The organism is Methanoculleus chikugoensis, from assembly GCF_900095385.1.
Classification (GTDB): Archaea; Halobacteriota; Methanomicrobia; order Methanomicrobiales; family Methanoculleaceae; genus Methanoculleus; species Methanoculleus chikugoensis_A.
On the sequence record NZ_FMID01000024.1, the window covers coordinates 26769 to 38730 of the forward strand.

An 11962-nucleotide genomic window follows, 5' to 3' on the forward strand; every position below is an offset into this window, starting at 1 on the left:
GGGGTATTATTATACTCTCGCGCCAAGTGTACTGACAGGAAAGTATGTGCTCCGCTCTCCGGAGCCCGGGTACCGGCACGGGAAGCGGTAAGGAGGCTTTTTCCCCGCCGGATTGTTATTTTCCGTGCAGTCCGGGGCTTCTTTGCGCGCATACCTTATACCATTACTCTGATTAGGACCGATACTATGACCTCGCTTGCAATCTTGGGCGTCGGAAAGGTGGGGGGCGAGACGGCGTTCCTCTCCGCCGCGCTCGGTCTCGTAGACGAGATCGTCGTCTACGACGTATACGAGCCCCTCCTCCGGGCGCAGGTGCTCGACCTGCAGCACACGGGTATCGACGTTGCGATCTCCACCGAAACGGCGGCGATACGGGATGCCGATATATTCGTCTTTGCGGCAGGCACCCCGAGGACACCGGATATCAAGACCCGGGCAGACCTCCTCGACGCCAATATACCGGTGGCGAAGCGGTGCAGCGAGTTCCTGCAGGGATTCCCCGGAATCGTCATCTCCGTCACGAACCCGATGGACGCGAACAACTACGGCCTCTGGAAGATGATGGGCATCGACCGGCACCGGTGCATCGGTTTCGGCGGCCAGCTCGACAGCGCCCGGTTTGCCCGCTACCTCGATGAAGCGGGGAAACCGGGACCCGCATGGGTGCTCGGCGAGCATGGTGAGCACCAGGTGCCGCTCTTCTCGAAGACCGGGGCTGATCTCGGTATCGAGGAGCGGGAAGCAATCCTCTCCCGGATGCGTGGGGCGAGCATGGAGGTGATCCGCGGCAAAGGGGGGACGGTCTTCGGGCCCGCGTACCACGTCACCATGCTGATCCGGGCGATCCTCGACGACCGGCGCGAGGTGCTCCCCTGCTCGTGCGTGCTCGACGGCGAATACGGTCTTTCCGGCTGCTCCCTCGGCGTTCCCGCCCGGATAGGCCGCGAGGGCATCCTCGGCATCGAGGAGTGGGATCTCGATACCTGGGAGTCCGCAAGGATGGCGGAGGCGGGGGCGTTTGTCAGGGACCTCTGCAGGAGATTCGATGGCTGACCGGGTGCTTGAGTCCGGCATGAGCGTTGCGACCGTCCTCGACGACTTCGGGAAGATGCGTGTCGGTATTCATCAGGTGGAGTACAGCGTCGGTGCCGATACCCCGGTCGTTCACATCTTCGGACGGGACGCATCCGGGAAGGCCACCCAGGTCCGGGTGACCGGTTTTCGGCCTTACTTCTACGTGCCTGCCGATCAGGTGGACGGCAGATCCCTCCCCCGGGAGATCGTCGACGTTGACCCGAATACAGACTACCGCTCTATCCAGGACGTTCCCCTCCGGCGGCTCTACACCCGGCGTCCCGGCGACGTCCGTGCCGTCCGCGATGACTTTAAGCAGCACTATGAGGCTGATATCCCGTTTACCACCCGTTTCATGATAGACCGCGGCCTTACCGGCGGTGTCGAACTGCCGGCCGATGCTGTTGCATTACCCGATGGTGCCTTTGAGGTCGAGTACTCCGACCTCGCGCCGGCCGAGATCAAGGCTCCCGCCCGGACGTGCATCATGGATATCGAGTGCGTGGACGAGGAGGGGTTCCCCGAGCCCGAGCGCGACCCGATCATCTGCGTCACCTGCTGGGACTCGTTCGACGGCGACTACCTGACCCTCCTCTGGCAGCCCGGCGCGGCGGCGGGCGACGTGCCCGACCTCTCTGTCAACGAGCGGCACCGGGTCGTCCGGTACCCGGACGAGGCCTCGATGCTCCGCGGGCTCGTCGCCTACACGAGGGAGCGCGACCCGGATATCCTCTCGGGCTGGAACTTCGTGGAGTTCGATATCCCCTACATCGTGAAGCGGATGGCAGCGCTTGGTCTCCCGGCCGAGGATCTTGCCCGTATCCCCGGGCAGACCGAGCGAAACGCCGTCCGTGGGCGTTCGATCTTCGATCTCCTCGGTGCCTACCGGAAGATGCACCAGGCGCAGAAGGAGTCTTATCGGCTCGACGCGGTCGCCGAAGAGGAACTCGGGGTGACGAAGGTCCGCTACACCGGGACGATCACCGAGCTCTGGCGGTCGGACCCGAAGCGGCTCGTGGAGTACAACTGCCGCGACGTCGAACTCTGCGTCGGGATCGATCAAAAGAACAACATCATCGAGTTCTACCGGGAGATCGCCAGGTACGTCGGGTGCCCGCTCGACCGGACGCTGAACTCCTCGAACGTCATCGACATCTACGTCCTGCGGAAGGCATCGGGAAGGTTTGTCCTCCCCTCCAAGGGCCTCGCCGCCGGGGACGAGTTCGAGGGGGCGACCGTCTTTGAGCCCGCGACGGGCCTCCGGGAGAACGTGGTGGTCCTCGACTTAAAGTCCCTCTATCCGATGGCGATGATGACGATCAACGCCTCGCCCGAGACGAAGAACCCGGACGGCGAACTGCGGGCGCCGAACGGCGTCCGGTTCTCCCGGGAACCGGACGGGTTGACGCGGAGCATCATCGCCGAACTCCTCGAGGAACGGGACGAGCGAAAGCGCCTCCGAAACCTTTACCCCTTCGGGTCGCCGGAGTACGTCCTCTACGACCTCCAGCAGAACGTCCTGAAGGTGATCATGAACTCCTACTACGGGGTCTCGGGCTACACCCGGTTCAGGCTCTACGACCGCGAGATCGGGTCGGCCGTCACGTCGGTCGGCCGGGCGATCATCAGGCACACCCGGGACATCATCACCGGTCTCGGCTACACCGTCCTCTATGGCGATACCGACTCCTGTATGGTGCAGGTTCCGCCGGGGAACCTCGAAGAGACGATCGCCCGTGCGAGGGCAATCGAGGCGAAGCTGAACGCGAGTTACGGCGGCTTCGCGAAGACCGAGCTGAACGCCGATACGCACTACTTCTCCATCAAGTTCGAGAAGGTCTACCGCCGCTTCTTCCAGGCAGGCAAGAAGAAGCGCTACGCCGGGCACCTGGTCTGGAAGGAGGGCAAGGACGTCGACGAGGTGGACGTCGTCGGCTTTGAGATCCGGCGGAGCGACTCCCCGCAGATCACGCGGGGGGTGCAACGTGCCGTCATCGAGATGATCCTTCGCGGGGACGCGTTCAGCGACGTGCAAGCCTACCTGCGCGACGTTATCAGGAAGTACCGCCGGGGGGAGTACTCCCTCGACGAGGCCGGTATCCCCGGCGGTATCGGGAAGAACCTCGACAGTTACGAGAACGACGACGCCCACATCCGGGGCGCCAAGTACTCGAACGAGCATCTCGGAACCGACTTCAAGCGGGGCAGCAAGCCCAAACGGGTCTACATCAAGAACGTGACGGAGAAGTACCCGCGCACAGACGTGGTCTGTTTCGAGTACGCCGACCAGGTGCCGCCGGAGTTCGTCGTCGACTGGGAGACGATGCTCGAGAAGACGCTCAAAGGCCCCATCTCACGGATCATCGAGCCGCTCGGGTGGGACTGGCACGACGTCGATCCCTCGCGGACGACGCTCTTTGATTTCGGGATGTGACCTTCCCCGAACCGGCGATAGCGCGGCCCAGTCGGCCGGGGTTCTGCACCCCCGGTTCGTGCCGGCTCTCTCTACGCACGGAAAACGGCGTGAACACCCCGGTCCCGTGGCCCGGAGTTACCCTGCTTCTTCCCCCCTTTATACAAGTTCGAACTCCCTGGTGAGGTTGCGCCCATACCATATCCGGTACTTCCCGGGAGTAAGGGGGTCGTCGTGAATCCGAATCTCATATGGGTGTACAGGACTTCCGCTCGCCTCTGCAGTATCCCACCAGTCTGTAGTGTTCCATCGCACCCGTTCCTCCGTCCAGCTGTATTTGAGATCTCCGGTTGCTCTTTCCTGAGCTGAGGTTCGATAGAGCGTCCAGTTTTGTCCTGGATTGAGGTAGCACCTTGCACATGGAGTACACCCGGCATCGCCGATGATCTCCCATGTGCCTATATTGTTCCCCGGCGTGCCCTCGGATGCGTTCGTGACCCACTTATCGATCCGCCACGGGGACGGGTTGCTGAATTCCATCTGCTCATCGCCGCAGTTGACGATGCCGAACTCCACCACGTCCCCGATCCGGTAGACGTTCCTGTCCGTGAAGACGTAGACGCCGTCCACCGGCTCCCCCGGGCAGACCCCGGGCGGTCCGCAGAAGTCCTCGGGTACGGTGCAGGTCTCGCAGGGTTCCGGTGTCGGTTCCGGGGTGGCATTTACGGCGGTATCGGCCGGTCCCAGACACCCGGTGGTCGCGAGGACGGCGATGAGAACCACAACCCGGATGCACGGTCCGGCGTACATGGTTGAAAATCAATGTTCCGCTATATACCTTTTCTGTGACATCCGTCTACACATCGGAGGTATCAGATCGACTCTTTCCCTGAAAACAGCCGTTACGAGACGGGAAGCGGAGCCGCGCGAATGATTGAAGAACCCGCCTGGCAGATGAGATCCCGATTCCCGGGCGGATCGTGGGCAAACACACTCACCCATGCGTATGAGCGTCATCTACCCCGCCTCGGGGTGCCGGGGCTCGCCGGAGCTGGACTGACCGCGAATGGGTGTTAAAATCCCAAAAATGCAACGCTCCCCCCTCCTGAGTAGAGGAACTGCCCAAACGTCGTTGTAAAATTGTAGTGAAGGGCCGCTTTACGCGAGACCCCTTCTCGCGCGCTCCTCTTCAAGGAACGCGCTTCTCTCGATGTTCTTCGCCCAGGCGATGCGGCCGCCGACGATCTGCCAGTTGCCCATCTCCAGGACGTCGACCCCCTCGGGAACATCCGGGACGGCCGCCCCGCCGGGCACGACGAGGACAGCCCTGTCTGCTTTTCCGGCGCTTGCGGCAGCCTCGAGTGCCTGGACGGTGCCTGCCGGGACACTGGGGGTCATCTTCACGTTCACGAGCACCCGCTCCGTCCTGCCGGCGACCCGGCGGGAGAGCAGACCCTCAGGCTGCGCACTGCCGGCCGGAGACCATGCGAACTGCCACCCGTCCTGGGGAGAGAACCGCCGGGCGAGGGCTTTCTGGACATCAAGATACGTAGAATCCTTTATGCCACCCATATCAATATCCTCTGCTTTACTCTATGGTCACGTTCGAATATAAGCATTATAGTTCTTCCTTCCCCTCATGTATTCGATGGCGGTGCCGGCGGTTTCCCTTCTCCGGGACCGGTACGGGGCCGGGAACATACGTCTATCCGGGCGGCGTACCTGGAAAACACGGAGGAACACTTTTATCCTACCACCGGTATTATGCAGCGGGGTTTGTTAGCATGGCAGAGGCAACGCAGAGAGAGGCCGGGGTTGTGGAAGCGTACGAGAATCTGGCCCGCCAGGTGCTGGATCGGCCGGAGAGCATTCCAAGTGCCATCCATTACCTCCTCCTGAAACTGGCGGAGACGCACCCGGGAGCGGTCTACTGGATCATCCGCAAGTTCTACCAGGAGTATCTCCGGCTCTACGTCTCCGATACCGGCTACATCGGGATCGCAGATCGGTATGAACCCGATCTGATGTACCCGGGCGACATCGTCCTCTACGTGGTGCCCGAGAGCCCGCAGCCGGACGACATCGTCCAGATCTCCTTCACCGACAAAGACGAGGTGAGCGTCTACGTCATCCACGCCCGGGTCGTCAGGTGCAACGACGACCGGTCGATACAGGTGGCGGACACCAGCACCGGAGAGGAGTACCGGGTCGTCGACTGGAACATCCTCGGTAAACTGGTCAAAGTCATCCCGTTCGGCTCCGGAGAGTGGCAGGAGCTCTTCACGGCGTCCGGCGTCCCGAAGGAGTGGGTGGCCACGTCGATCGAGGAGAACATTCGATCCGTCCAGGATTCGGAAGTCCCCGGGAAGGACGAGGCGCTCGCCGAGCTCAAGCGCCGCCTCGGGGATCTGGTGTAGCAGGAACGGTTCCAGGACGCGCTTTCTCCGGATTGCGGGCTTATCGGCCTTAATCTCGGCCGTGAGCACCACCGATCCGGTATCACCTTCCCTTTCGCGCGAAGATTTTTGAGGGGAGCACTCTATTCCTGGTGTATGAAGCATCTGGCAGTGCTGATTATCGGCCTGCTGCTCATCCCGTCCGGAGTTCAGGCGCTCACCTTCCTCGGCGGGGATCAGCAGGTGATCGATACCCCCATCCCCGACGACGTGGTCGCCTCGGGCGGATCCGTGACCGTCAACGCCCCCGTAGACAGCCTGACGGTCGCCGGGGGTATGGTGACGGTGGATGCGCCGGTCGCCGGCGACGTCATCGCCGCGGGAGGAACCCTGGTCATCAACGGCGATGTCGGCGGAAAGGTGCTTGCCGCCGGGGGCGATATCGAACTGAACGGGAACGCGACGAACGCCCTCATAACCGGAGGCACGGTCAGGATCGGGGAGAATGCCGTCATAGAGCGCGACGCGTTCATCTCGGCGGGAGAGGTCACCAACGCAGGATCGGTTCTCCGCAACCTGACGGTATCGGGCGAGACGTTCAACAATCCCGGCACGGCCGGGAACGTGACGTTCGAAGAGTCGCCGGAGCCCGGAATGCTGCCCGACCTCTTCTCGGTGTTCTTTGCCGTCGGGTTCCTTATCCTCGGGCTTCTCCTCATCCGGGGGTTCCCCGACCTCTTTGCGGCGGTGGTCGGGCAGGTCGAGAAGAGCCCGGTTCTCCTGACGGTTCTCGGGTTCGTCGCGATCGTCGTATCGGCGATCATCCTCGTCATCATCGCGATCACGATCGTCGGCCTCCCCATCGCGCTCGTCGCAGGAATGCTCTTCATCATCGCCCTGATGCTCTCGTCGCTCTTTGTTGCATACGCCCTCGGGGACGTCATCGCCTCCCGGGCAGGATGGAGCCCGGGGCGTTCGTGGATCTTTGTCCTCGGGTTCGTGATCCTGCAGATCCTCATCTTCATCCCGCTGCTCGGGGCGATCGTTCAGATTATCGCGGTCAGTCTCGGTTACGGCGGGCTGCTCTACGCGCTCAGGGGCGCCTGTCCGTTCCGTGCCGGTGGTGGCGGGGCGTAGTCTCTTTTTCGGCGGGGTTGCGGGGGCGCTCCCTTGCGCCCCGGCAGGGGATGTGTGGCCGTTAGCGACAAAGTTCTTGGTCTGTGGAAAGAACACGCATTCTCCTTCTCTAGGTTAGGAGCATCTCAATTGTGTGAATAACTAGAACAGTGAAAAGACGAGAGCAAAGCCCCATGCAGTGGACCGTGGGAATATCGCCATGGGGGAGGGGCTGACGGGGAGGGGGCGTGCCCCCTCCCCCGTCTCTACCTTGTACACGGACACCTGTGACTCCACCTCGCCCGGCCTCCGGCCTCCCCCCGCCGCCCCTCAGGGGCGGGGCAGTGCGTGGCGATAAGCGATGTTCCGATAGGAATGGAGTTCGAGCACCGCTGGGTGCGCAGTCCCTCGAAACCCGTACATGGGAGTTGTAACTGACCATGCGGCTCTCCCCCCTGAACAGGATTGCAAGACCCTTTTACCAAAACTCCGGCAGAAGCCTCTTCAGTGGATCTACGCTATCTCCGTCCCCTCTCCCCCCGGACGCCCGACCGGCTCGATCCGCGTCCCCGGCAGGACGACCAGATTATAGGCGTCATGGTCGCGGTTGAACCGGACGAGAACCCCGTAGAGCCGGACGATATCGCCGTAGGGGAGACCTTCGAGCGCGTCGCGGTTCGCGCCGCGGAGGGTTGCCGGGACGACGGCGTAGGTGGGGTCTGCCGGCGTCCCGTCGCAGACCTTGTAGACCTTCGTCCGGTTATCGCCGAGATTCCCGGACATCAGCGCGGTGACGACGTTGATCTTTTTGTCGCGATGCCGGCGGAGGTGGGAGAGGCGGGCGAACTTCGCTCCCGGCGGGACGCGGTAAGCGTGCTGCTTTTTTGCATCTTTCCGCAGGAGCGCTGACGAATATTTGATATCGACGTTGATGAACCGGTAGCCGTCTTTCCGCGCTGCAAGGCGCTCCATCAGCCGGGTCGGCCGGATATCGCCCTTCTGCTCGAACGTCCAGCACCGGACGGGATTGCAGGCGGTTCCCCGGATGAACGAGCAGGGGCTGTAGATCGCAAGGCCGCGCTCAGCGATCGCCCGCACGGTCTGCCGCATGGCGGTGGAGTTGGCGAGGTCGGCCGGCTCCACGACGACGATCGTCCCGTCGGGCGCGAGCCGGTCGGCGAGACCGGCGACGAGGTCGGCGCGCCGGTCGATATCGAGATGGCGGAATTCGTTCAGGACGTTCGAGAAGACCATGAGGTCAATCCGGTCGGGCAGGTCCGCGGCCTCGAGCGCCCCGATGTCGGCACGGATGGGTTTTTCCACCCGCACGGCGTTGCCTCGCGCCGCGGCGGCGGCCGGGACGAGGGCGTTGTAGGCCTCGAAGTGCTCCTCCGATTGCTCGACGGCATAGACCTCTGCGGAGCCGCTCCCGAGCCGCCCGAGGAGATCGATGACGGCGAGCGGCACCACTCCCGGCCCGGTGCCGAGATCGAGGATGCGCATATGAGGTTTTGCGAGCCCCTGATTGATGATCTGCCAGAGGATGTGCTCGAACTGCACCAGATAGACCGGCGCGTGGTAGGCCAGGTAGCCGAGAACCTGGTAGGCCTTCCGGTAACTCACCCGTTTCTCTTTCCAGTACCGGCTCTTCTGGGCAAGGATGGCGTTACGCATCCGGTCGAGCACGACCGGGTCGTCCCACGCTTTCCCGGTCTTCTTCTCGATGTAGGACTCGACCAGACGCTGGATGTAGTCCGGTATCGCCGGCTCCTCAAAGAACGCAAGTTGCCACTCGCGTCCGGCATCGTCGACCGCTAACGGCCTTTCAACGCTACCCCGCTCGCTCATGGCATACCAGCTCGGCAGGATGGGTTATACAGGTTGCGGGCGCCAATTGGTGCTCCAAGCCTTCCAGATTTTTTACACATTCCATACCGTTATTTCGCGATCTTCGCGTGAGACCCACTCCCGGTCTCAAAATCCTTGGCTCACGCGAAGCCGCGAAGGGGCATGCGAAATACCGGGGTGCAGTTGTCCGATTGTGGTGGGGATGAGCGGGGTTCCTCCGCCCCCCTCACCGTTCAGGGCGTGCCGGCGCCCTTCTCCCGCCCGAGCCGGAAGGCCGCGGTGTTGACCTCGACGGTTTTTGGCGGCACGCACCGCCGCACCGCCTCCTCGAGGGTCGCGGGCCGGAGCGGGATATCGCCCGACGCCGCGCCGAGCATCACGATGTTCTGCGAGAGGATGCTTCCCGCCTCCTCTGCGAGGGCCGCGGCGTCGATGCAGGTGACGTCGAGGTCGGCGAGCGCGGCGAGGATGCTCTCCTCGTCGGGGACGTCGATGCCCTGCTGGTAGACCGACGTCGGGACGACCAGGTTCCGGTTCACGACAAGCCTCCCACCTGCCGGGAGGTAATGCCGGTAGCGGAGCGCTTCGAGGAGGTCGAAGGCGACGAGGAGATCGGCCGTCCCCGGCACGATCAGGGAGCCGTGCTTCCCGTCGATGCGGATGTGGCTCTCCACCGACCCGCCGCGCTGCGCCATCCCGTGGGTCTCGGCACTCCGGACGGTCCGGTTCTCGATGATGCAGGCCTCGCCGAGGACGTTCGAGGCGAGAACGGTTCCCTGGCCGCCGATACCGACTATCAGGACGTCGAACGAGGTTTTCATCGCCGTCCCTCCATGATGATCGCGCCCGACGGACAGATATCGGCGCAGACGCCGCAACCGGCGCAGAGTTCGGTTATCGTAGCGTTCTTATCGACGAACGCGATCGCCGGGCAGCCGAACGACCGGCAGGCGCCGCAGCCCGTGCACCGCCCGGGGTCGACCGTGTAGGGTTTGCGCTTGATCCCGCTCCGCCGTGCGGTGATGACGCAGGGCTGCTTTGCGATGACGACCCGGACACCCTTGCGCTCCTTTGCCCTGCGGAGGGTGTCGAGGAGCACCGGAAGGTCGTAGGGGTCGACCGTCTCGACCCAGGAGACCCCGCACGACCGGCAGATTGCGTCGAGCGATATCGGGGTGCTCTCCTCGCCCGTGGCCGTCATGCCGGTGTTGGGGTTCGGCTGGTGGCCGGTCATGGCGGTGATCCGGTTGTCCAGGATGACGACGACCATATCGGCGCCGTTGTAGACGGCGTTTAAGAGTCCCGGTATTCCCGTGTGCAGGAACGTCGAGTCGCCGATGGTCGAGACCACGGGGCGCTCCTCCCCTGACCGGGCGATCCCGCTCCCGACGGTGATCGAGGCGCCCATGCAGATGGTGGTGTCCACCGCGCCGAGCTGGAGCCCGAGGGTGTAGCACCCGATGTCGCTCGGGAAGATGCCGTCGCGGAAGACCTTCCGCATCGCGTAGAACGTCGGCCGGTGCATGCACCCGGCGCAGAGGATCGGCGGACGGGGCGGGACTCCCGGGACCGGGGCGGCCGCCGGGAAGGTCGTCGTGGAGGTTATGCCCGCCTTCTCCAGGGCGGCGGCGACGATCGCCGGGGTGAACTCCCCTTCATACGGGACCGTGCCGTCGATCTTGCCGAAGACCTCGGTCTTCGTCGCCACCTGCCGGACAACCTCCTCGACGACCGGATCGAGTTCTTCGACGACGAGAATCTTCTCGTGCCGGTCGACGAAGTCCCGGAGCCACTCCTCGTCGATCGGGTAGGCGCCGACGATCGCGAGCGAGACGTCGTCGCCGAGCACTTCCCGGACGTAGGCGGCCGAGACGCCGCTCGCGACGACGGCGGTCCTGCCCCGGACGGTGTGGCGGTTGTAGCCGAGTTCGACCAGCCGCCGTTTGAGGTCCGGCTGTTTTTCGTTCAGTTTCTTGTGCAGCACCCGGGTATGCGCGGGGATGACCACGTACTGCTTCGGGTCGCGCCGGAACTCGGCGGCCCGGTGCTCGGTGCCGATCTCACCGAGATCGACGTCGCCCTTCGAGTGGCAGATCCGGGTGGTGGGGCGGAAGATCACCGGCAGACCGAACTCCTCGGAGAGGGCGAAGGCGTCTCGCATCATGTCGTGCGCCTCCTGGACCGATGCCGGGTCGAGGCAGGGGAGCCGGGAGAAGTGCGCGTAGCGCCGGGTATCCTGCTCGTTCTGCGAGCTGTGTGCGAAGGGGTCGTCGGCGGTGAGGATGACGAACCCGCCGGTCACCCCGGTGTATGCGCTCGTCATCAGGGGATCGGCCGCCACGTTCAGCCCGACATGCTTCATGGTGCAGAGCGCGCGGACCCCGCACCAGGCGGCGGCGAGCGCGTTCTCGAAGGCGACCTTCTCGTTCGTGGACCACTCCACGGTGAAGGGCCGCTCCTTCTGCACCCGGAGGACGTCGATCACTTCGGAGGACGGCGTTCCGGGATAGCCGCTGGCAAAATCGATGTTTGCCTCCAGGCACGCGTGAGCGATGCCCTCGTTTCCGAGTAGGTACCGTATTGCCATTGTTCCACTCAACTGTACTTCTATTGTTGGGTTTCAACATAGCGCTTTGGATGCCTGTCCGGAACAATCCGGTGCCGAAATGCCGGGTATTGCGGGGCAGTCGCGACGGGCCGTAACCGTTGCATACCATCGTTCTCCGGGGGATGAAGGTGTTCTCTCCCGGAGTTTGATCACGGACGCCTCTTCCTCAGGATATGCGCATTGCCCGCGGCAGGGGCGGCGATGATCGCAACGCCTCTGCTCGCCCCGATGCAGCCATGCGCGACGGCTTTCGTCCCGGGAGGGCACTCACTCCTGGACTGTTGCCCCTGTCGGTTCTTCAGCGATGTCACACTCAGGCGATTCCAGGGCAGGGTCCTTGCACAACCTTTAAATTGAAGATTATACAACATTTATAGGCACTACTACAAGTGCGTCGGGCCCGTAGCATAGCCGGTGGTGCACCCGGCTGATAACCGGGAGGTCGTGCGTTCGAATCGCACCGGGCCCATCGTTTCTCATTCTAGCTTGTTTTCAGGAGTTGTTCGA

General features: G+C 63.4%; 9 protein-coding genes and 1 tRNA gene. 5 read left to right on the forward strand and 5 right to left on the reverse strand.

The features are described 5' to 3' along the window. Positions 1-186: 186 nt before the first annotated feature. Together L21_RS04690 and L21_RS04695 are read left to right on the forward strand one after the other, a co-directional pair. On the forward strand, positions 187-1053 hold the full coding sequence (locus L21_RS04690; protein WP_074369343.1) for a malate dehydrogenase: 867 nt from the start codon (positions 187-189) through the stop codon (positions 1051-1053). 19 nt (positions 1054-1072) lie between these two features. Further along, positions 1073-3508 carry a DNA-directed DNA polymerase gene (locus L21_RS04695; RefSeq protein WP_074369435.1) on the forward strand — a complete coding sequence of 812 codons (2436 nt, stop codon included), beginning with the start codon at positions 1073-1075 and terminating at the stop codon, positions 3506-3508. Between the two features lie 138 nt (positions 3509-3646). Here L21_RS04695 and L21_RS04700 read toward each other — a convergent pair whose 3' ends face one another. Continuing rightward, positions 3647-4297: a hypothetical protein gene (locus L21_RS04700; RefSeq protein ID WP_074369344.1), complete on the reverse strand. Its 651-nt coding sequence runs from the start codon at positions 4295-4297 to the stop codon at positions 3647-3649. A 348-nt stretch (positions 4298-4645) separates the two neighbouring features. Then, entirely contained in the window at positions 4646-5059 is a 414-nt protein-coding gene (locus tag L21_RS04705) for a hypothetical protein (protein WP_074369345.1), read from the reverse strand. A gap of 212 nt (positions 5060-5271) precedes the next feature. Here L21_RS04705 and L21_RS04710 point away from each other — a divergent pair, with 212 nt between their 5' ends. Then, positions 5272-5904 (forward strand): hypothetical protein, encoded by a 633-nt coding sequence (locus tag L21_RS04710; protein WP_074369346.1) that lies wholly within the window; start codon positions 5272-5274, stop codon positions 5902-5904. Between the two features lie 135 nt (positions 5905-6039). Continuing rightward, positions 6040-7020, forward strand: a complete 981-nt coding sequence (locus tag L21_RS04715; RefSeq protein WP_074369347.1) for a DUF8173 domain-containing protein — start codon at positions 6040-6042, stop codon at positions 7018-7020. A 492-nt stretch (positions 7021-7512) separates the two neighbouring features. Here L21_RS04715 and L21_RS04720 read toward each other — a convergent pair whose 3' ends face one another. From L21_RS04720 to iorA, 3 genes are all read right to left on the reverse strand, one after another. Continuing rightward, on the reverse strand, positions 7513-8847 hold the full coding sequence (locus L21_RS04720; protein WP_074369348.1) for a DUF8157 domain-containing protein: 1335 nt from the start codon (positions 8845-8847) through the stop codon (positions 7513-7515). Positions 8848-9080: 233 nt separating this feature from the next. Beyond that, positions 9081-9668, reverse strand: coding sequence for an indolepyruvate oxidoreductase subunit beta (locus L21_RS04725; RefSeq protein WP_074369349.1), 588 nt, complete (start codon positions 9666-9668; stop codon positions 9081-9083). Continuing rightward, a complete protein-coding gene (iorA, locus tag L21_RS04730; RefSeq protein WP_074369350.1) occupies positions 9665-11434 on the reverse strand; it encodes an indolepyruvate ferredoxin oxidoreductase subunit alpha in 1770 nt (589 codons plus the stop codon). Before iorA ends, L21_RS04725 begins: the two co-directional genes overlap by 4 nt. A 417-nt stretch (positions 11435-11851) precedes the next feature. Between iorA and L21_RS04735 the strand changes: the two genes are divergently transcribed. Further along, positions 11852-11924 (forward strand) — tRNA-Ile (locus tag L21_RS04735). The last annotated feature ends 38 nt before the right edge of the window (positions 11925-11962 follow it).